At 63.5% G+C, this 22,229-nt stretch carries 13 protein-coding genes; 4 read left to right on the top strand and 9 right to left on the bottom strand.

What is annotated here, in order from left to right; all coding sequences use genetic code 11:
- The first annotated feature begins 103 nt into the window (after nt 1–103).
- The 3 genes from HGEM_RS03030 (at nt 104) to HGEM_RS03020 (ending at nt 2,904) form a co-directional block, all read left to right on the top strand.
- Complete coding sequence (locus tag HGEM_RS03030) at nt 104–577, top strand: hypothetical protein (RefSeq protein ID WP_019127929.1); 474 nt, start codon at nt 104–106, stop codon at nt 575–577.
- Between the two features lie 543 nt (nt 578–1,120).
- Nucleotides 1,121–1,891 carry a hypothetical protein gene (locus tag HGEM_RS03025; RefSeq protein WP_019127928.1) on the top strand — a complete coding sequence of 257 codons (771 nt, stop codon included), beginning with the start codon at nt 1,121–1,123 and terminating at the stop codon, nt 1,889–1,891.
- Between the two features lie 2 nt (nt 1,892–1,893).
- Nucleotides 1,894–2,904 carry a hypothetical protein gene (locus HGEM_RS03020; protein WP_051008431.1) on the top strand — a complete coding sequence of 337 codons (1,011 nt, stop codon included), beginning with the start codon at nt 1,894–1,896 and terminating at the stop codon, nt 2,902–2,904.
- A 440-nt stretch (nt 2,905–3,344) separates the two neighbouring features.
- Here HGEM_RS03020 and HGEM_RS03015 read toward each other — a convergent pair whose 3' ends face one another.
- From HGEM_RS03015 to HGEM_RS03000, 4 genes are all read right to left on the bottom strand, one after another.
- Nucleotides 3,345–4,850 (bottom strand): glutamate synthase subunit beta, encoded by a 1,506-nt coding sequence (locus HGEM_RS03015; RefSeq protein ID WP_019127926.1) that lies wholly within the window; start codon nt 4,848–4,850, stop codon nt 3,345–3,347.
- Nucleotides 4,851–5,048: 198 nt separating this feature from the next.
- Nucleotides 5,049–9,740, bottom strand: coding sequence for a glutamate synthase large subunit (gltB, locus tag HGEM_RS03010; RefSeq protein WP_019127925.1), 4,692 nt, complete (start codon nt 9,738–9,740; stop codon nt 5,049–5,051).
- A gap of 230 nt (nt 9,741–9,970) precedes the next feature.
- Nucleotides 9,971–11,185, bottom strand: coding sequence for a tyrosine--tRNA ligase (tyrS, locus tag HGEM_RS03005; protein WP_019127924.1), 1,215 nt, complete (start codon nt 11,183–11,185; stop codon nt 9,971–9,973).
- A gap of 219 nt (nt 11,186–11,404) precedes the next feature.
- Nucleotides 11,405–13,087, bottom strand: a complete 1,683-nt coding sequence (locus HGEM_RS03000; protein WP_019127923.1) for a hypothetical protein — start codon at nt 13,085–13,087, stop codon at nt 11,405–11,407.
- Nucleotides 13,088–13,273: 186 nt separating this feature from the next.
- Here HGEM_RS03000 and HGEM_RS02995 point away from each other — a divergent pair, with 186 nt between their 5' ends.
- Nucleotides 13,274–15,460, top strand: a complete 2,187-nt coding sequence (locus tag HGEM_RS02995; RefSeq protein ID WP_035100611.1) for a transglycosylase domain-containing protein — start codon at nt 13,274–13,276, stop codon at nt 15,458–15,460.
- A 125-nt stretch (nt 15,461–15,585) separates the two neighbouring features.
- On the opposite strand, the gene HGEM_RS02990 is transcribed toward HGEM_RS02995, so the two are convergent.
- The 5 genes from HGEM_RS02990 to rplQ all read right to left on the bottom strand — a co-directional run bounded on the left by HGEM_RS02990 (nt 15,586) and on the right by rplQ (nt 22,214).
- Entirely contained in the window at nt 15,586–16,023 is a 438-nt protein-coding gene (locus tag HGEM_RS02990) for an arginine repressor (RefSeq protein ID WP_019127921.1), read from the bottom strand.
- Between the two features lie 198 nt (nt 16,024–16,221).
- Nucleotides 16,222–17,292: a glycosyltransferase family 2 protein gene (locus HGEM_RS09920; protein WP_143349785.1), complete on the bottom strand. Its 1,071-nt coding sequence runs from the start codon at nt 17,290–17,292 to the stop codon at nt 16,222–16,224.
- 220 nt (nt 17,293–17,512) lie between these two features.
- Nucleotides 17,513–18,331, bottom strand: a complete 819-nt coding sequence (truA, locus tag HGEM_RS02980) for a tRNA pseudouridine(38-40) synthase TruA (protein ID WP_035101114.1) — start codon at nt 18,329–18,331, stop codon at nt 17,513–17,515.
- A gap of 78 nt (nt 18,332–18,409) precedes the next feature.
- Nucleotides 18,410–21,439 carry an energy-coupling factor transporter ATPase gene (locus HGEM_RS09665; RefSeq protein WP_019127918.1) on the bottom strand — a complete coding sequence of 1,010 codons (3,030 nt, stop codon included), beginning with the start codon at nt 21,437–21,439 and terminating at the stop codon, nt 18,410–18,412.
- A gap of 271 nt (nt 21,440–21,710) precedes the next feature.
- Nucleotides 21,711–22,214, bottom strand: coding sequence for a 50S ribosomal protein L17 (gene rplQ / locus HGEM_RS02965; protein ID WP_019127917.1), 504 nt, complete (start codon nt 22,212–22,214; stop codon nt 21,711–21,713).
- Between the last annotated feature and the right edge of the window lie 15 nt (nt 22,215–22,229).

Raw genomic sequence — 22,229 nt, 5'->3', positions numbered from 1 at the left:
CGCCTCGTGGGTAGAACAGAGCAAGACATGCCGCGCCCGCGCCCATCTCGACGCGCGGGCGCGCTTGACACACGCGAAGCAAGACTGGAGAGGAACCCTCGGCATGCAAGATTTCATGAAGGATCGCTATGGCGTCGACGACCTATCATGCGCCCTCGGCGCGCTTGGTGTGGTGCTTACGCTTGTTGGGACCATATTCAACCTGCGCGCCGTCTCGATCGTCGCACTCGCTATCCTCATCGTTGCCCTCCTGCGCTCCTTCTCCAAGAATCGCGTTGCGCGGCGCGGTGAGAACGCAGCGTTTCGCCGCATGATGGCCAAGCTTCCCATCGTAGGGGAGCGTTTCGGCGGCGCCGGCAGCGGATACCGTGGGGGAGGCTCTTCGCGCGGCGGTGCGGGTTCTGCCGAGCAGCTTAAGCGCCAGGCGCGCACCGCCAAGAAGATGTGGAAGGAACGCAAGACGAAGGCCTTCCTCAAGTGCCCCAACTGCGGGACGATGCTCTCGGTTCCCCGCGGCAAGGGGAAAATCATCGTCACCTGCCCTAAGTGCCACGCACGCATGGAAACCAAATCGTAGTATTCGAAGTACAGCGTTTGCGAACAGAGACGCGAGCATAGCCGGCGCCGGAACTACCGGAGCCGGCTTTTTCCGTTTGCCCGCCCCCGGCGTCGCGCTCACAGTGACGACGCGCCCGCCAGCATCTCTGCGCTTGGCCGTTCTCCACATTCACCTGATCTCGCTCTTCTCAGCGCTGCCGCACCCATGCACGTTGCTTCGCCTGCCTGTTTTTCGCACTCCCAACGACGATGCGCACGCCAGTACTTCCGCACCTACCCGCTTTCCGCATTCCGTTGCTTTTTCTATGGATGAGAAGTGGCAACACACCAACTGTTGCGCATGACGCAGTGGCTCAACCTTGCGATTTGCCACACGGGACCAGCTATTTCACAGACGGTGTTCAGAAAATGCAGGAAGCATCCGCGCCATTTGTTCACCTGCCCCATAGAAGCTATGGGCATGCAAGGCCGGTGAACCTGATGCGATTCCTTTGCAACGCGGGATCAATCACGCGCGAATCTGCGCGCGGGACCGGCATCGAGGTGGTGCAAGGAGCAAACCATGGACGAAAAACGAACAGCAAGCAATGCCACTGCAGGGCGACGCGACATGCAGAAGCAGGCGGCGTGCGTAGCGGGTGATATCGACGCCGTGGCCCGCTACTGGGCAATCCGTAAGCAAGAACTGCTGGCCGACGCTGCCAGCGCGTTCATCTCGTTCGTGGAGCCCGCGTTTCTCTACGACATGCCTCCCTTCATCGAACCGGATTCCTTCAACGTCATGTTTACGGAATGGATGCTCTTCGAATATCCCTTCCGTAACGACAGAACGCCCCTTGAGGAATATGCAGCCCATCCCCCGGCGGGAGCGAAGGCCCTGCACCTTGACCACGTGCGGCAAATCTGCGAGACGCAGATCTTCTCTCGCTTCATCATCCACGACAAGGACACATGCAGCGGTATAGCCGCACTCGAAGATATCCAGACCGCTCGACGCTACGACGTCTACGACCCCGAGCTCTGCAAACGAGCCCGCTGGAGGAGCGGAACCATTGGCGAGAGAATTGCCTGCGTCGACGGGCTCTGGGTTCCCCTAGCCAACACCAGGCTTTACGACCGCGCCGCACCTGCAGACACCACCCTCGATGGACCCGGGTTCTTCCATCCCGAAGACCGTGTGCGCAAGCCCGAGGCGGAGCATGCTTCGTTCTACCTGCGCCTCGTCCGCGACATCATCGGCATCGACGGAAGATACCGGCACACCGCAACCATTCCGCCAGATGAAACACGAGATAGGCCGGCGAACGTCGGCACGCAACCGCAGGGTGAGTGACCATGGGCGGTCTGCATGCTTCGGTTCAGCGACGAATCGACGCGCTGCTCGACGTCGCGGAAGCCTCGCGAACGATTGTCGTGGCGAGCCACGGAGATGCTGATGCGCTCAAGCGACGGGCGAGCCGCGGGCAGCTTGCCTCGCCAGCGAAGAACCTGTACGCGCGAGATGCATACTGGAGCGGCCTCGATCCTGCAGAGCGAGCCCTCCACCTCATGCGAGCGGAGGCCTCACGGCATCCCACCTGGCGCTTCCGTTCGTACAGCGCGGCGCTCGTATGGGGCCTCGATGTTCCGCATGCGCTCGTCGATGCGCTGCACATCATCGCGGACCGTCCTCCGAACGCGCCCCATTGCCGGGCACGCAGGCCATCCTCCCGCGACGACTATGCGCTGCGCGACGGCATGAACGTCACCTCCTTTTGGCAAACGGTTGCCGAGTGCCTCTGCGAGGCGCCCTTTAGCTACGGGCTCGCCATCGCGGACTCCGCCCTCCACATGCGCGGCACGACCAACGAGGAGCTTCTCGACCGGCTCTCCATCGCCGACGATCGCGCCGGCATCGCCCAGGCGCGCCTCATCGCTTCCTGCGCGGACGGGCGCGCGGAAAACGGCGGGGAATCCCGCGTGCGCGCCTACCTGATCGCGCAGGGTTACCAAATACCGGAGCTTCAAGTCGAGTTCCCCAACCCCACCGATCCCGCGCATCCCTATCGTGTCGATTTTTTCTGGGGGCTGATCGGGCCGCGTGGCACCATCGGCGAGTTCGACGGCATGGGAAAGTACCGGGATCCTCAGCTGCTCAACGGTCGAACCACGATCGAGGTGCTGGTCGCCGAGCGTCAGCGCGAATCCCGGCTGACCTTGTTGGGGCATCCGGTCCTACGGTTCACCTATCAGGACCTTCTCCATCCCATCCGGCTAAGTCGGGCGCTCGAAAGCGCTGGCATACCCCGGGACCACGTGGAGGCGCGTCGCTGGCACGATGCCTGGGATCAGGTAAAGCGTCACTGAACACGGCACCGGATCGAGGCGGCCCTAGTCGGCGCACGTTTTCTCGTCGCGTTTGCCGCTGCGCCTCCGTCTGGGCTTTCGCCCGCGCCTCCCGCCGCGCCGTCCGCCGTGTACATTTTGCAAGAAAAGATTGCAACATTCTGCAAGACAGGGCGCTCAAAACCAGTCCTTTTCTTGCAAATCGTTGCAGTCTTTTCTTGCATTTTGTCAGGCGGATATCGCCGAGTGAAAATGGCTGCGCTGCGCACCGCGCGCATCTGGCACGATGACAGGCCAAGGCACAGCATGTGGCCCGGACATGGCACTAGGACCAAACGCGTCACCTGGCTCGGACACGGCACTAGGGTCAAACGCAGCACCAAGCCCAGGCCGGTGCCAGAGCCAAATACGACGCCAGGCCAAGGCGGGGCCCTGTTCGAGATGTCTCCAGGCCGATTCTGTTACAGGCCAAGATGCTCGACAACCTCGGCAACGCATGTGAGGGCATCCGCGATGGCAGAAACGACGAGAGACGAGCCGTTGCGAGCGTCACCGGCGGCATAGACCGCAGCCGAGGCGGGCGAAACGGCGTCAACAAGCTCGCAGCGATGGCTCTCGGCAGACATCATCCGAGGCAAGGGGCGCCCCTTCCCCGGCGCGGGCATCGCCACGCCGAAAGCATCGAACACGCCGCGCTCCGGACCGGTGAAGCCGCAGGCAATCAAGACGAGCTGCGCGGGCAGCTCCCGCTCGCTCCCCGCAAGGCGCTCGGGCCTACCTGCGGTCCAATCGAGATCTGCGACCCGCAAGCCGCGCGCGGCACCCGCATCGTCAAGCAGCACCTCAAGAGTGTCGACACCCCACGAGCGCATCTCTTCGCCCATGAGGTCGATAGCCTCTTCCTGGCCGTAATCCGTCTTGCGGACGTTTGGCCACTCAGGCCAAGGATTGCCCGGCAGACGGCGCTCCGGCGGCGCGGGCATGAATTCGAGCTGGCGCACGCTCTTGGCGCCCTGGCGCACCGCGGTGCCCACGCAATCGTTGCCCGTATCGCCGCCGCCGATGACCACGACATCCAAGCCAGCGGCCGAGATGGCAGGTGTAGCGGGCGCATCGGGGGTGCCTTCGAGCACGGCGCGCGTTGCAGCGGTCAGGTAGTCGACGGCGTACACGACTCCCGGCGCATCGATGTGCTCGGCGGGAAGCCCGCGCGCAGCCCGAGCGCCCGCCGCCACGACCACGGCATCGAACTCGGAACGCAGATCGGCGGCGACCGTCGGATCGGAGGCATCGACTCCCAGGCGGAACACGATTCCAAGCTCGTTCATAAGGGCCACGCGGCGCTCGACCACGTCTTTCGGAAGCTTCATGTTGGGGATGCCGTACATGAGCAGCCCGCCGGCGCGGTCGTCGCGCTCAACGACCGTCACCTGCGCCCCGCGCCGCGCGAGCTCCCATGCGGCAGCAAGTCCCGCAGGCCCCGAGCCCACCACGGCAACCCGCGGCGCATCCTTGGAAGCCGGCTCAAACCGGCGCGGACCACCGTGCGCCCATTCCCAATCGGAAATGGCGCGCTCGTTGTCGTGGATGGTCGTGGGCTCGTCGCTCACCCTGCCAAGGTTGCACGCAGCCTCGCAAAGGGCCGGGCACACACGGCTCGTGAACTCCGGCAACGGAGAGGTAAGCGCGAGACGCTCGGCGGCCTCGGCCCATCGTCCGCGATACACGAGCTCGTTCCACTCCGGGATGAGGTTGTGGAGCGGGCAGCCGCTTGGGCGAGCGACGCCAAATGCACCGCCCATCTGACAAAACGCAACCCCGCACATCATGCAGCGGCTCGCCTGTCGGCGCTGGGCATCTTCATCGAGGTTCACGTAGAGCTCGTTGTAGTCGTGAACGCGCTCGCGCACCGGGCGCAGCGTATGCGCCTCGCGATCCCGCTCAAGAAATGCTCCGGGCTTCCCCATCGATATCCCCTCTCAAACCTTATCGACTGCGGGCAATCCGCCCCGCATCAAATCCGTCCCCTTGTGACGTCCCCTTGTGGCCGAAAACGGTCAAAATGAACCCGTCCCATAATGACCGACCAAAAACGGTCAAAACAAACCCGTCCCATAATGACCGACCAAAAACGGTCAAAACAAACACGTCCCATAATGACCGCGCTACGCCGTGATGGCCTCGAAAGCCTCCTCCAGCGCTTGCTCACGCGTGGCGCCCCGGCGCTCGGCCTCCTCCACGATCTTCAGCGCGCGCTCGTAATCGGTGGGAACCACCTTGACGAAGCGCCTCGACGCCGTGGCGAACTGGTAGAGCAGCTTGATGCCGCGCGGGCTCGCCGTATAGCGGACGTGCTCCTCGATGAGGGCGCGAATCTGCTCGAGCTCGGCCTCCGATGGCGTGCAGAGCCGCACCATCTCGGTATTGCAGCGGGCGGCGAGCGTGCGACGCTCGTCATACACATAGGCGACACCGCCCGTCATGCCCGCAGCGAAATTCTGCCCGACCTCGCCTAAGATGAGCGCGCAGCCGCCCGTCATGTACTCGCACCCGTGTGCGCCCACGCCCTCCACCACGAGCGTCGCACCGGAGTTGCGCACGCCGAAGCGCTGGCCGGCGAGGCCGTTCGCAAAGCCGCGCCCTCCGGTTGCGCCATAGAAGGCCACGTTGCCCACGATGATGTTCTCGTCGAACTTGAACGTCGCGCCCTCCGGAGGACGAACCGAGACGACGCCTCCCGAGAGCCCCTTGCCAAAGTAGTCGTTCGCATCGCCGCGAACGTTGAGCGTGACGCCCGCTGGCAGGAAGGCCCCGAAGCTCTGCCCGGCAGAGCCGTCGCAATCTATGGTGATGGCGCCGTCCGGCAACCCCTCGGGATGGGCCTTCGTGACCTCGTGGCCCAGAAGCGTGCCCACGCAGCGGTTGACGTTGGCAATGTCCGCGCGGAAGTGCACCGGGCGCAGGTGCGCGCGGGCATCCTGCGTATACGGCACGAAGAGCGTCGCGTCGAGCGTGCGCTCCACCCCTTGGTCCGCAGCCATAGCGGGCAGGTAATGCGGGGCGTCGGCGCCCGGGATATCCGCGCCGAACTCGCACACCGCGGGCGCGAGCACCGGAGCAAGGTCGATGAGCCCGGCCTTCCAATTGCCCGGCGCCTCAACCTGGCGCAGGCACTCCACATGGCCCACCATCTCGTCTACCGTGGCGAAACCAAGCCGGGCCATGACCTCGCGCAGCTGCTCGGCCACGAAAAGCATGAAGCGCTCCACGTGCTCCGGCTTGCCCGCGAAGCCCCGGCGCAGGCGACAGTTCTGCGTGGCGATGCCCGCAGGGCAGGTGTCCTGCTGGCAGTCGCGCTGCATGAGGCAGCCCATGGCGATGAGCGGCATGGTGGCGAAACCGAACTCCTCGGCACCCAAAAGACACGCGACCGCGACGTCGGTGCCATCCATGAGCTTGCCATCGGCCTCGAGCACCACGCGCGAACGCAGACCGTTGCGCACGAGCGTCTGCTGAGCTTCCGCGAGGCCGAGCTCGAGCGGCAGGCCCGCGTGCCAGATGGAGTCGCGCGGAGCGGCGCCCGAGCCCCCGTTGTGGCCCGAGATGAGGATCTTGTCGGCCGCGCCCTTGGCCACACCGGTCGCGATGGTGCCCACGCCGGCCTCGCTCACCAGCTTCACGCTCACGCGCGCACCGGGATTGGCGCACTTGAGGTCGAAGATGAGCTCCGCCAGGTCCTCGATCGAATAGATATCGTGGTGCGGCGGCGGGCTGATGAGGCCGATGCCGGGGGTCGACCTGCGCACCTCGGCAACCCAAGGGTAGACTTTCTTGCCAGGCAGGTGCCCGCCCTCACCGGGCTTGGCGCCCTGAGCCATCTTGATCTGAATCTCCGTCGCCGAGCACAGGTAGCGGCTCGTCACGCCGAAGCGCCCCGAGGCCACCTGCTTGATAGCCGAGTTCTTCGAGTCGCCATTGGCGAGCGGGGTCTCGCGGCGCGGGTCCTCGCCGCCCTCGCCGGAGTTCGATCGGCCGTGCAGGCGGTTCATGGCAATCGCCATGCACTCATGCGCTTCTTGGGAGATGGACCCGAACGACATGGCGCCGGTGTTAAAGCGACGCACGATTGAGCGGGCGCTCTCGACCTCGTCAAGCGAGAGGGGCGCGCGGGCACCCGCATCGAAATCGAGCAGGTCGCGCAGGCGCACTGGGCGCCCGGGCACGTGCAGCCGTTCGCTATAGGAACGGAAGAGCTCGTAGCTGTCCTCGCGGCAAGCGCGCTGAAGCGTGTAGATGACCTGCGGGTCGATGAGATGCTCCTCGCCGCCGAGCGGCCGCCACTTGGTGAGGCCCAAGGTGGGCAGCTGGCCGGGCGCGGGGCTCTTCTCGGTTGCGAGCGCCTCGTCATAGCGTTGGCGCAGCTCGCGCTCCACCGCTTCCGCGTCGAGCCCGCCCACGCGGCTCACCGTACCGGTGAAGTAGCGGTCGATGAACGCGGGCGCAAGGCCCACCGCTTCAAAGATCTGGGCGGAGTGGTAGCTCTGTACCGTGGAAATGCCCATCTTGGACATGATCGAGACGATGCCCGCCGTCGCCGCGCGGTTGAAGTTCGCCACGCCCTCTGCTGCCGTGAGCGCACGCCCGTCCTTGGCAGTAAGGTCGCCCGCGTCCGCAAGGCGCCCGATCACCGCATGGGCGGCATACGGGTAGATGCCGCTCGCCGAGTACCCCACGAGCGCCGCGAAGTCGTGCGCGCTGACGGCGTCTCCGCACTCCACCACGAGGTCCGCGAACGTGCGCACACCCGCCCGGATGAGGTGGTTATGAACAGCCGAGACCGCCAGAAGCGACGGGATGGGGACCTCGCCCTCCCCTGCTCGGTCCGAAAGCACGACGATGTTCACGCCATCGCGTACCGCAGCCTCTACCTCGCGCGCCAAGCGGTCGAGCGCCTCCTCGAGGGCGCAGGCCCCGGCGGGCGCCGCGTTCGCGCTGCCGAGCACCTCGCCCGCGCCACGCTGCGCTCCGCGGCCATACACGAAGACGGCGCGGAAGCGCTGGGCACGGAACCCCACGCGGTCGATGGTGCAGATGCTCTCGAACTCTTCGCGCGTAAGCAGCGGCCGTTGCAAGCGCACGAGCTGGCAGGATGCGCGCGAGTCTTCGAGCAGGTTGCCGTGGTTGCCCAGATAGAGCACCGTCGAGGTCACGAAGCTCTCGCGCAAAGCGTCGATCGGCGGGTTCGTTACCTGGGCGAAGAGCTCGTAGAAGTAATCGAAGAAGGACCGGTTCTTCTTGGAGAGGCATGCAAGCGGCGCGTCGATGCCCATCGAGGCGAGCGGGGTCGCACCCGTGCATGCCATGGGGCGCAGCACCTCGTCCACGTCGTCCCAATGGTAGCCGAGCTTCACGAGGCGCACCGTCTCGGGCACGGCGGCATCCTCGGCAATCGGCGCGCGCTCAGCCGAAGGAGCCGCGAGGTCGCGGACGTCGATCGTCTCCTCGGCGATCCAGTCGCGATACGGCTTCTCCTTGGCGAACGCGCCGCGGAGCTCGTCGTTATAGACCACGCGGCCCGCCGCCATATCGACCTCGAGCATCTCTCCCGGCCCCAAGCAGCCCGCGGTGAGCACGTTGGCGGGATCGACCTCGATGGTGCCGACCTCGCTCGAAAGCAGGAACCGGTCATCGCGCGTCACGTAGTAGCGAGCCGGGCGCAACCCGTTGCGGTCGAGCGCGGCGCCGAGCGTGCGGCCATCCGTGAAAGCAATGGCAGCAGGCCCGTCCCACGGCTCCATGAGCATCGACTGGTAGGCGTCGTAGGCGCGACGCTCCGCCCCAAGCGCTTCGTTATGGTCCCATGGCTCGGGAAGGAGCATGCTCACCGCACGGGAGAGCGGGCGGCCGTTCATGACGAGGAACTCCAGCACGTTGTCGAGAATCGCGGAATCGGAGCCCTCGCGATTGATGATGGGGAGCACCCGCGCAAGATCGCTCTGCAAAAGCGGCGAGTAGAGGTTGGGCTCCCGAGCCCGAATCCAGTTGACGTTGCCCTTCAAGGTGTTGATTTCGCCGTTATGAATGATGATCCGGTTAGGGTGAGCCCGCTCCCAACTGGGCGTGGTGTTGGTGGAGTAGCGCGAGTGCACAAGCGCCACGGCGGTCTTGACGGCGGCATCGTTGAGGTCGATGAAGAACCGGCGCATCTGCGTGGCAACGAGCATGCCCTTGTAGACGATGGTGCGGCTCGACATGCTGCAGATGTAGAAGATCTTGCCCTGGAGCGCATGCTCCGCGTCACCCGCCTTCTCGATGGCGCGACGACACACGTAGAGCCGCCGTTCGAAGGCGTCTCCCGGCTCCGTTCCCTCGGGCAGGCCGAGGAACGCCTGGAGGATCGTGGGCATGCATGCACGCGCCGTGTTGCCGAGGTCGTGCGGGTCAACGGGGACCTCGCGCCAGAAGAGCACGGGAACGCCGCAAGCCGCGCAACCGTCCTCGAAGACGCGCCGCGCATCGCGCACGCCCTGCTCATCCTGCGGGAAGAAGAGCATGGCCACGGCGTAGCGTCCCTCATCGGGAAGGATGTGGCCGCACTTCTGAGCCTCCTTGCGGAAGAAGTGGTGCGGCACCTGGAAGAGGATGCCCGCACCGTCGCCGGTGTTCTTCTCGAGGCCCGTGCCCCCGCGATGCTCGAGGTTCACGAGCACCGAGAGCGCGTCGTCGAGCATCTGGTGCGACCGCTCTCCCGTGATACTCGCCAGCGCACCGATGCCGCATGCATCGTGCTCGAACTCAGGGCGATAAAGGCCGCTTTCCGCGGCGTTCGATAGGGTGGCTGTATGGCACGTGGGCATGGCGACCCTCCCGGTTCTGCATGGATCGAAAAGCGCAGGGCAAGCCGGCGCGTCGTGGCATCATACGGCGCGCGCGTTGCGCAACCGTTGCGCCGGCGTTTCGACCATGTTTCGAAACCGAGTGGCAACATGGCGGTACATTCGCATGAAAAAGCGGGCCCGAACCCGTCGCGATGACAGGTCCGGGCCCGCTCGAAACCGCTCGTTGCAGGCAGGCTGGGCGAGACGCGTTAAGCGAGACGCGCGTACTTGCGCTTGCCCACCTGGAGCACGCAGCCGGAGTGCAGAAGCGCCGGATCGATGTTGTAGGTCTTGGGCGCGACCGGCTTCTGGTCGATCTTCACGCCGCCGCCGTCGATGAGCCGGCGCGCCTCGCCGGCAGACGGGGCGAGCCCAGCCTCCTTGAGCACGCCCGGAAGGTAGATAAGGCCTTCATCGTTGGGGGTCAGGTCGACCGAGACCACGGCGATGTCCTCGGGCAGCTGGCTCTCCTTGAACACCCGGTCGAACTCGGCCTGCGCCTCATCGCCCGCGCCTGCGCCATGGTAGGTATCGCAGAGGTCGCGACCGAGCGCGCGCTTGAGCTCGTACGGATCGGCGGAGCCGTCGGCGAGCGCAGCCTCGATGGCATCGACTTCCTCGGGAGTCTTGGAGCTGGCCAGGCGGTAGTACTTCGCGATCATCTCGTCGGGAATGGACATGGTCTTGCCGAACATATCGGCCGGCTCGTCCGTGAGGCCGATGTAGTTACCGTAGCTCTTGGACATCTTGCGCACGCCATCAGTGCCCTCCAGCAGCGGCATGGTGAGCGCGACCTGCGGCTCCATGCCCATCTTCTCCATGAGCTCGCGACCGGCGAGCAGGTTGAAGAGCTGGTCGGTACCGCCCATCTCAACGTCGGCCTTGATGACCGTGGAGTCGTATGCCTGCATCACGGGGTAGAGGAACTCGTGGAGCGCGATGGGCGTCTGCGACTGGTAACGCTTGGTAAAGTCGTCGCGCTCTAGGATGCGCGCCACGGTGAACTTGCTGCAGAGTTCGAGCAGGCCCTTGAGGTCGAGCGAGAGGATCCAGTCGGCGTTGTGCACGATGGTGGTCTTCTCGGGGTCGAGGATCTTCATGGCCTGGTTGACGTAGGTCTGCGCGTTTGCCTCGACCTGCTCCTGCGAAAGCTGCGGACGGGTGGAATTCTTACCGGACGGATCGCCGATGAGCGCGGTGCCGTTGCCGATAATGAGCGTGACCGTATGGCCCAGGTCCTGGAACTGGCGCATCTTGCGCAGGGGCACTGCATGGCCCAGATGGAGGTCGGGGCTCGTGGGGTCCACGCCCAGCTTGATGTTGAGCGGCACACCCCGCTCGAGTTTCTTCTTAAGATCCGCCTCGGGCACGATCTGCGCCGCTCCCGAGGTGATGATCCGCATCTGCTCTTCGACTGACAGCACTTCTGTCCTCCTGATATCTAGCACCCTCGCCGACGGCATCCCATAGGTCTTCTGCGCGCTGGCGGTGCTTGTTTTCTCGGTAACTGTATTAGTGTAGCCGAAAACCGGGCAACGGGACACGATGACTCCGCACGCCGAGCACAGCCCGCCACAACATGTTTACGGGCAGGATTTCGATGTATGGCGCCACGTAAAGGACGGCGGGCGAGATCCGAAGCATCACTCCTTGGAGCTCGAAGGCGTGTAGCCGATCACGGAGTCGCGCCCATACCACTGAGCTAGGCGGAAGTTGATGTAGTTATCCATGTTGTCGCGGATATCGCCCATGAAGAGCACCTTGGGACCCACGGTGTAGAACGGCACCTGGATATCTGCCGATGGGCTCTCCGTGAGCGTGGTAATGCGTGCCCACACCTGGTCGTCGTATTCCTGAGCCTCCCCCGAGATGAGCGACGACGCGGCAGAGATCGAGACGAAGTCGTCGCGGTGCCTCTCGTCGATGGCGAGCGCACCGACCATGAGCGCAAGCACCGCGAACATGAGTGCGGCGTATGCCGGCCAGACCCGCCCCAAGCTCTTCCAGGGCACCGCAGCCGTGCGCCCCGACCGCTCGAGACGACGAACGCACCATCCGCAAAACCAGCCGATGCAGAGAAATGCGAGCACCACGAAAAGGTCGTAGCGAATGTTCTGCACGCGGCCCGGGCCCACCGTGCCCATGGAGTAGAACGTTGGCGCGAAGCTCGCCATAAAGAGCAGCACGGATGCCACGGCCGGAACGCCCGGCAGCGCGAAGGAACAGGCCGAGCGCCGCGCCGTCCACACCATCACGGGCACCGCGAGGGCAAGCGCCAAGACGAACAGGCCGTTGGTCCACAAGACGATGTACTCGATACCCGCAAAGGCGCTCCGCAGAAGCGTCATGAAGACGCCGAGATTATCACCGGGAAACTGACTCACCTGACGCTCCACGTTTCCCGGTGCCGCCATCGAGAGCGCGAAGCCGGCAGCGAAGACCACGAGCGCCGGAACGAGGGCGAAGCCGCGTCGGTTGCCCCGTGCGATGCACGCCACCGTGGCGGCAAAGAGCGCCGTGCCCGCGACGAGCCCCGTTACGAAATTACCGCCCGCCAGTATCGCCGCGAGGAGCGTGAGCCCCATCGCGCGGCCCACCAGCCCAGCTCGCCCGATGGGCCCCCGGCGCGTGCGCCCTCGAACAATGCGCACCGATAGCGCCGCAGCCACAAGCATAAGCGCATGGTAGAAGGTGTAGTAGATAGCCGAGTTGTACCACCAGAACCCTTCAACGGGGCTCGGTAAAAGCTGCGTCTGCAGCAAAAGAACGAGACAGGTGAGGGCGACCCACACCGCGGGCGGCGCGCCGAGCAGATCGCACACGACGACACTCGAGGCATACGCCGTGGCGAGCACGAGCGCAACGATGATGAACACCGCGCCCAGGCCGTAGAGCTCCTCGGCGAACACGCCCGGCTGAAGCGCCATGAGAAAGATTGCTGAGTAGGTTCCCTGCCAGGAGAAATAGGTATCGACGACCTCCTGGGCCGCCGCCGCAACGGCTCCGAACACGCCGCGCCCGGCCTCGAGCGCAAGGTGAGCATCGACGCCGTAATGCCAATCGTCGGCATAGCTGTGATCGAAAAACGAGATGGCGACCATGATGCCCAACGTGACCACAAGGGCAAAAGCGAGCACGGCGGCTATGGCCACGAGGGCATGGGGCTCGGCTCCGCTCCCCCGCCCTGGGCGGTGAGCAATCGCGGGCCGTGCTGCATGGCTGGCAGCCGCTTGCCGCGGTGCCACCATGTGCGCCGGCTGCGCCTCACCGCCGACAGGGCTTCGCGTGCCTCCGTGCGCCGGCTGCGCGCCCTCGATCGAACCCATTGGTCGCTCCCATCTAGCCTTGCGAACACGCCGCAAGGTATGCAGTCGGTCTGGAATTTGGCTTGAACAAGCATACCCAAATTCCATCAACGAGCGTGTTGAGGTAATGTGTGCTCTATCTATGTTTGACGATTTGCCCGCATCTGCGCGCAAGCACACGCGAAGCTTCAGCAACAGGAGGTCTATATGGGTCCTCGTCAACGCCATAGTCGAAAGCGCGCGAAGACGCACGCTTTGCCCATCATCATCGCGTCGTTCTTCGGGTTCCTGCTCCTTGCGGGTACCGCTTTCGGCATCGGCATGATCGGCGTCGTGGACACCTGGCTCCAAGACCTGCCCGACTACACCGACACCGACCTCTACCTCATGAGCGAGCCCACGACGGTCCTCGACGCCGACGGCAACGTGATCGCCAGCTTCTATACGCAGAACCGCACCACGGTCTCGCTCGACCAGATTTCCGACTATGTGATCAACGGCACTGTCGCCACCGAGGACGAGCGCTTCTACGAGCACGGCGGCTTCGACCTCGTAGGCATCATGCGCGCTGCGGCCTCGCAGATCACCGGCGGCTCCGAGGGCGCATCGACCATCACCCAGCAGCTCGTGCGCAACACCATCCTCTTGGACGAGCAGTTCGACATCACCCTCGAGCGCAAGGTGCGCGAGATCTACCTCGCCGTCAAGATGGAGGAGATCTATTCCAAAGACGAGATCCTCAACATGTACCTCAACGTGATCTACTACGGTCACGGAGCGTACGGCATCGAGGCCGCCGCGCAGACCTACTTCTCCAAGAGCGCGAGCGACCTAACCCTGGCCGAGGCGGCCCTGCTCGTGGGCCTGCCGAATGCCCCTTCGCAGTACGATCCCACCATCAACCCCGAGCTCGCCGTCCAGCGCCGCAATACGGTACTCGACCGCATGCTCCGCAACGGCTACATCTCGCAGGAGGAGCATGACGCCGCGCAGGCCGAGGAACTCCAGCTCAACGTATCCGAGACCTCGGGCACGGGCGTGGATATCAACGCCTACCCCTACTTCGTCGACTACGTGCGCTCCCTGCTCTCGGATGAGTTCGACTACGACCAGATTTTCTCTGGCGGCCTCACCGTTAAGACCACCATCAAGCCGAGCGTGCAGCAAGCAGCCGAGGCATCGGTGCAGGACCAGCTCAACAAGTTCGACGAGGACGGCCTTGAAGCCGGCATGACGGTGATCGATAACGACAACGGCTACATCGTGGCCATGGTGGGCGGACGGGACTACTACGCCGACAATCAGCACACCAACCATGCCATCACGCAGCGCCAGACGGGCTCCGCATTCAAGGCATTCACCCTTGCCACCGCCATTGACCAGGGCATGAATCCCAACATCATCATCAACTGCAACTCACCGCAGGCCTTCGACGACGGCTCGTACAAGGTGAGCAACTACGACAACCACTCCTATGGTTACATTTCGCTCGCGCGGGCGACCGAGGTTTCGGCGAACACGGGCTACGTGCAGGTTGCGAAGGCCGTGGGTATACAGAACGTGATCGATATGTGCCATAACCTGGGCATCGACGACGAGATGAATGCGTATTCGTCGCTCACGCTGGGCACCAAGGAGCTCTCGACGCTTCAGATGGCCGAGGCATACTCCACCTTCGCCATGGGTGGCGAGCATCGCGATGCCGTGGCGATCACCGAGATTCAAAACCGCAACGGCGAGGTTATCTACCAGCATGAGGACAGCCCCGAGCGCGTCCTCGATGCGAGCGTTGCCGCCGAGATCAACGATATCTTGCAGGGAGTCATCTCCAGCGGTACGGCCACGGGTGCTCAGCTCTCGGTGAACCAGCCCTTCGCCGGCAAGACCGGTACCACCGAGGCCCCGTCCGACTTGTGGTTCTGCGGATACACCCCGCAGTACACCATGGCCGTTTGGACAGGCCATAGCGGCAGCAACCAGCGCATCACCGTCAACGGACGGCGCGGGCGCACCTCCGACCTGCCCATCCCTATCGCGCGGAACTTCTTCAACACCGTGCTCGACGGCGTTGAACGCGAGGAATTCCCGGCAGCCGACGGCCAGATTACCTATCAGGACAACTCGGTTTGGGAGGTTGACGGCAAGCCGCTTTCCGGCGGCGGATCCGAGGCTATAACGCCCGAGACCGAGACCGTGGTGGAAAACGAGAATCCTTCGACCGATTCCGGCACGGGCGACGGTGGAGACGGCGGGAACACGGGCACCGAAAGCCCCACCTCCCCAACCAACCCTTCCACCGGCGAACCGGAATCGCCTACGCCACCGACGTCGGTCACTCCGCCAACGACCGATAGCGGCGGCGGGAATGAAGAAGGCGGCAGCGTCGTAGAATAGAGCCAAAATGAGACAGTTGTGCCAGGTACAAGTGTCTCATTGATAGCAAAACGGGGAGCTCGCAGGGGCTCCCCGTTGCTTTTGGGTCCTAAACACATGAGACACTTGTACCTGGCACAACTGTCTCATCGATGAGGGTTGCAGAGCTTCGAAATGAGGGTCTCGAACCGCTCGCCGTCGTCGTCGGTCCGCGCGACCACCAGAATGGTGTCGTTGCCCGCGAGCGACCCGAGCACGGCGGGAAGTTCCGCGGCATCGATAGCGGCGGCGATACCGGACGCCGTACCCGGCTGCGCTTTCACAAGCACGAGATTGCCCGTGCGCACGACCTCTACGACGAGCTCCGAGACCATGCGCTGCAGATGCAGATCCTCGGCAAGCACGTATACGCCCTCGGGAAGCTTGCGCAGCCCCATATCGGCGATATCGCGCGAGACCGTGGCTTGCGTGCAGTCAAAACCAAACGTCTTCAACTCGTCGACGAGCATGCGTTGCGTGCGAACGTTCTTGTTGCGAACTATTTCCCGGATGGCATCCTGCCGGCCGTTGCGCTTCTTCGCCATTTCGCTGCACTCCCCTTTGCCACGTTCCTGCTAGATATGCGTGAAGTACGCATAGTGTACTCAATTACGCAGGAGAATGGCGATGTGTAATCAAATTGAAGCATATCCTATACGATTTATGCTTCTTTTCATGCGCTGAAGGTCATTTGAGGGGACGCTTTGGCAACGATTTCCCGTACGCGACGTACGACGGAGCGATCAAGCACACGAAAGCATGACGCCCGTTCGCGCTGCGAAGGGAAGATGCGAGATGCGCGCGAGTATCGAAAGTCGGGCGCTCAGACAGCAAGCGGTCACGTTTTTGCGGACGATGGAACCGTAGATGAAGCCGAATTCACGGCTCGTATCACCGAGCACTGCCACCGAAGCCCGCGTGCTCGGCGCCTCGATCATGTCGCGAACGCGCGCGTTGCGCTCGATAGCAGAAATCTCGCGCGACGAGCAGACGCCTTCAATGCAAGAGATAATCCCGCGCAGATGTAGGCGATGGACCGCAGCCAGAAGCGCTTCGTCGCGGTCACGGTGCCATGTCGAAATGAGTTGCAGGTACCGCTCGTGGTTCCGCTCACAGCAGGCATATGCGGCCATGTTGAAATGATCTAGCATCTCTTGTTGAGCCACATGGCAGACGGCTTGACCCGCCACGCCCACGCGCTCGATGTCCTCAAGGTAGGCGGCAAGATAGGCGACCTCGTTACCGCAAAGCTGCATACGCAAACCGAGCGCGTCGGCACGGTCGCGGTCCAAGACCTTGCCCTTGAGCGCGTTGAAGATGCCGTCCGCCAAAAACAAGGGCGCTTGATCGCGAAACTCATCTTTCGTGCGCGTCGGCGTAACATCGAAGCTTAGGCGATGCGAGCTAAGCTCGCCGTTGCCAGAATCTTCGTCAACCGAAAGCGCGAGGATGGCAAGCTCAAGATCATGCTCGGTAAGCAATGCGTGAAGGTGCTCGAGAGCGCGCGGGGCCAGCCAATCGTTCTGTCCGAGTACGAGCACATAGCGGCCACGCGCCACGCCAAGAGCACGGTCGAAAGCAAGGGAACGGTCGGTATCTTCGAGCTCGATGACGTCGAGCCTGATCTCGCGCTCCGCACAGCGACGGCAGATGGCAGCAGTCCGATCATGGGAGGCGCAGTCGCACACCACGAGCTGAACGTCGTCGAAGTCCTGGTCGAGCACGCTCTCCAGGGTGCGCGGCACATGGCGCTCGGCATCGTGGGCAAGCACGATAACCGAGATGAACGGGCGCTTCACCATACGACGTGCCACCGCTCAACCTCCCCCGGGAGTCCTGGACTGCAAGTCGTATTACATGGTATCACCGGGCGTTTTCACCGGACTCGAAGTGCTTGGCTGCACGTTCTGTACAAATGTTCTGCAACAACACAACACATCGCGACGGTCTATGAAAGCGGTGTGGCGTGCAATTGGTGTGCACCATGCGCACGGGGCACCAAGCAATCAGCGCGCCCCGTCCGGACAGCGCACCCTATGCGAGCGGCGTGAGGATACCCGGCGGGTAGGCAACGTCCACGAACGTGAGCCCGCACGCCGGCGCCGTTGGGCCCGCTGCTCGGCGGTCACACGCTGCAAGCACCTCAGAAACCCAGCTGGGCTCGCGCCGATGGAGCCCCACCTCCACAAGCGTCCCTACGATGGTGCGCACCATGGAATGCAAGAAGGCATTGCCGGTGATGGTGAACGCGAGCACTTCTTCCCCAAGCTCCTCGGTTCGCTCAAAACCCACGCTCATCACATTTCGACAGGTCGGTTTCCCCACCGCAGAAGCCATCTTGCAAAAGCTCTTGAAATCATGTTCCCCTACGAGATGCTGCGCCGCAATACCCATGGCCTCTTCATCGAGCGGCATGCGCTGCCACCACACATGATCGCGCGTGAGCACCGGGCGATTCGGCCGATCGGCGATGCGATACGTGTAGGTGCGTGCCAAAGCATCAAAGCGAGCGGAGAAATCCGAATGCGCCTGAAAGACCTCCTGAACGGCGATATCGCGCGGCAAGAGCGCATCCATGGCGCGCAGCCAGCGCGTCTGGGCAATCGAGAACTCGCCATCGATGGCAGGGAAGCTCACATACTGGCTGAGCGCGTGCACACCAGCGTCTGTACGGCCGGCGCAGGTAAGGTCCACCTCACGGCGCAGGAAGGTTTCCAGCGCCTTCCTGAGCTCTCCCGCGACCGTGCGCACCTCGGGCTGCGTCTGCTCGGCAAACCCGCTATAAGCTTCCCCTGAATACCCCAGGCGCAAAACAATGGCGCCCGCGCATGAGGGCAACCCATCATGGTCCATGGCCTCCTGTGCCCTCGCCTTGTCCTCCATCGCGCCCCCTATCGTCTCGCGCGCCAGCATATCGGCACGCCTTTCCTATCAGATACTATACGAAAGCACCGTGAGCACCGCCATGACTACGAGCCCGCCGAGAAGAACGAGCTTGTCCGCAGGTTGCAAAGATACGCGTCTATGCTGCCCAGAGCTCCGCTGGCCGTAGCAGCGGGCATCCATAGACTCCGCCACGCGATCGGCGCGCCTGAAGAGCCCGACCACGAGCGGCGTGAGCACCGCCGCCCATGCCCGCACGCGCCTGAGCACCGACCCTTCGTCGAAGTTGACACCGCGTGCCCGCTGCGCGAGCCTGATGCGCCCCGCCTCTTCGGAGACAACGGGAATGAACCGCAGGGCCATCGATAGCACAAGCCCGACGTCTTCGATCGGCACCCCGATATGACCGAGCGGCCTCATGAGACTCGTGCAGGCGTGTGCGAGCTTGGTTGGCGTTGTAGATGTCGCGACCGAAAGCGCAAGACATACGAGCATGATGATCCTCGCCACGGCGGTGGCGGCGCGCGCGGCACCCACCGTGCTGATACCAACACTCCCCGCGATGGCAACGTCGGCGCTTCCGTCGCAAGAGACAAGATTTGCGCAGACGATGAACGCGAAGAGCAGGGCGACCGGCTTCAGGGCGTGTGCAACGGCCTTGCCCCCGATGCCGGATGCGCGCAGTACCAACAGACAGAGCATTGCCCACATGACAAGTGTCCAAGGAGCCCTCGCGGCAAAGAGCGCGGCCGTCGCGACAAGCAGAAGGGTCACTTTTACGCGCGCGTCGACGCCTTCCAGCCCACGCCCTGCCGTGTCCTTCCGGCTTGGCCTGGCCGCGACATCCGATCCGTGCGAGGATGGCTCTTGTGTGGCAGCGCCTTTCAGCGTCCGCGCGACTGTGGCCTTCGGTCCTTGCGCTGCCGTGCTCTTCGAATCTCGCGCCGCCGTTGCCCTCGGCTCTTGCGCCTCCACGCCCTCCGGGCCGCGCGCGGCACCGGCCTCTTGGTCCCGTGTGGCTGTTTTCGCTGACGTGGCCCCGTTCACGCCTGCAGAATCGCGCTTCTCCGCTTGTGCGAGCAGCTCACGAAGCTGCCAGGATTCTGGCGGCTCAAGCCCCGCCCGCGCAAACGCATCCATATCCGAAGCGAGTGCGCCTGGCGTCCCTTGCCATGCAATCGTGCCGTCTGCAAGCAGAACCACCTGATCTGCGGCAGCGAGCCACTCTTCAAGATCATGACTCACCACGAGAACCGGAAGCCCCTTGCAGGCAAGATCTTGCACCAAGCGGTGGAGCGCCGCGCGAGCCGGAGCGTCGAGACCGGCTGTGGGCTCGTCGAGAACAACCGCGCGGGGGCTGAGCGTGAGAATGCTTGCAAGCGCCACCCGGCGAGCCTGGCCCCCCGATAGGCAGAACGGATCGCTTGGCAGCAGTTCCTTAATCTCGAGCTGTGAGGCCGCATCGCTCACGCGCCGAGCAACCTCCTCATCCGAGCAGCCAAGATTACGCGGTGCGAAGGCGAGTTCGTGCTCTACCGTCTCGAGAAAGAGCTGCTGTTCGGGATTCTGGAACGCTAGGGCAACTTCGCCCGGTACAGGTGCGGTGCCGCCAAGCAGTACTGAGCCCGACTGCGCCTTGGTGAGTCCGGCCGCCAGACATGCGAGCGTAGTTTTGCCCGCACCTGAACGACCTGCGATAAGCGTCACCCGTCCGGATGGAATCGAAAGCGAGATATCGTTCAGCACTTCCGCGTTTTCATAGGCAATGGAGACGTGGCTGAATGCCAGGGAGCTCGCTTCGCGCGCAGGCTCGCCTTCAGTTCCACGATCGTTTCCGGATATCGCGCTGAAAGCCCCGGCGCCATCAGACGGAATCGAGGAATTGGAAGCGTACTCGGGCATGATTCGGATATTGATTCCGTTGTCGGGCGAGATTCGTACATTGGCGCCGTTTTCGGGCGGAATTCGGACACCGCCCCCGTTGTCGGACTGAATTCGGACATTGGCTCCCTTGTCGGGCGAAAAATCGCCATTTTGAGACACCTGAGTGTCCGATTTACGCCCGGAAACGCTGTGAGTGTCCGAATCTCGCCCGGAAACGCCGCAAGCGTCCGAATTGTGCCCGAAAACAGAGGCGCTGTCCGAATCTCGCCCAGCAACGATGACATCGTCCAGATTTCGCCCGACAACGATGTGGTCGTCCAGATGCCGCCCGGCAACGCGACCGATACCAGAATCTAGGTCGGCATCGAGAGGGGACCCCGCACCGGAGCGCACATCTGCTCGAACGCTGCGAAGCCACGTGGCAAGGTGAGCCGGAGCAAACCCACCGGCAAGATCAAAACCATCGGCAACGGCACACCGCAACGCGTCGGCATAGTCATTCGGGGGCAAAACCCAATCCCAGAGATCACGATAATTGACCAGAAGCGAACCCGGAGCCCCCGACCAGATCACCTTGCCAGCATCGAGCACGAGCACCCGGTTGCACGAAAGCACCTCAAGCGGATCATGGGTGACGAGAACCACGCCAACGCCACGCCCAGCAAAACGCGCCACCAGGCTCCTGAACTGGGACCGGAAGGTGCTATCGATCTGAGAAGTCACCTCATCGAGCACGAGATAGCCAGGCTCCATTGCGAGCACAGAAGCCAGCACGAGGCGTTGGAGCTCTCCGCCAGAAAGCGATGACACCTCACGGTCCTCGAAGCCCGCAAGCCCCACAGCATCAAGCGAACTCGCAACTCGCTCTGCAATCTCCCCTTCCGCGCAACCGATATTCCATAGACCAAAAGCGAGTTCGTCACTCACGATGGTCGACACGGTCTGGTCAGCAGCATTTTGGCCAACATACCCAACCAGACGGCGCACAAGGGCACGCCCCGGCACATTGGCGGTAGACGCCCCATCGACGCAAACTGTACCGGATTGAGGCAACTGGGCCCCACACACAAGTCGCCCGAGCGTCGATTTGCCGGAACCATTGTGTCCGATGAGCGCAACGACCTCGCCGCGCTCGACGCAAAGCGAGACGCCGTGAAGTGCGCCGTCGACAATGGCATCTACTACCTCAATCATTCGACGCCTCCCTCCAGCATCGAGCGAGCTTTTCATCTTTTGAGCCATGAGCGCAATCGCGCGCCCGCCCATCCATCACCTATTGCATCGAACACGCCGACAGTATGAAATGAAGCGCGACCGCGTTTGAACTTCGGCATGCAATAACTCAACAGCAACAAAACACCAACGCCGTTACCGTCGCCAACGCAGAAGCAAGACGCCACCACCGTTAATGTGAAAAAGGCCCCGCAGAGCGGGGCCTTTGCAAAAGCTCACATGAGCCTGGGCGCTACTCGGCAGCGCTCTCCTCGGCGGGAGCCTCGGTCTCGGCGACCTCAGCCTCAGCGGCGGGAGCCTCCTCGACAGCCTCGGCCTTCTTGGGGGCAACGGGCTTCGGGGCGGGAGCAGCCTTCTTCACCTTGGGGGTGCAGGGCTCGGACACGATCTCGATGATGACCATCGGAGCGTTGTCGCCCTTGCGGGGGCCGAGCTTCATGATGCGGGTGTAACCGCCGTTACGGTCGGCCCACATGCCCTGAGCGGCCTTGTCGAAGATCTCGGCGACGAGGTCCTTGTCACCGAGCTTGGCGATGGCGAGACGACGGGAGTGCAGGTCGCCCTTCTTGGCCCAGGTGATGATGGGCTCAGCATAGCTGCGGAGCGCCTTTGCGCGGGTCTCGGTGGTCTTGATGCGATCGTTCTCAAAGAGCGCCTTGGCAAGGCTCTTCTTCATGGCCTTGGTGTGGCTCGCATCGGTGCCGAGCTTCAGGCCCTTCTTCTTGTTGTGACGCATGGTCTCGTATCTCCT

The organism is Enorma massiliensis phI, assembly GCF_000311845.1.
GTDB lineage: Bacteria > Actinomycetota > Coriobacteriia > Coriobacteriales > Coriobacteriaceae > Enorma > Enorma massiliensis.
The sequence above is the reverse complement of the archived record's forward strand: the minus strand, read 5'-3'. Positions and strand labels throughout refer to the sequence as shown.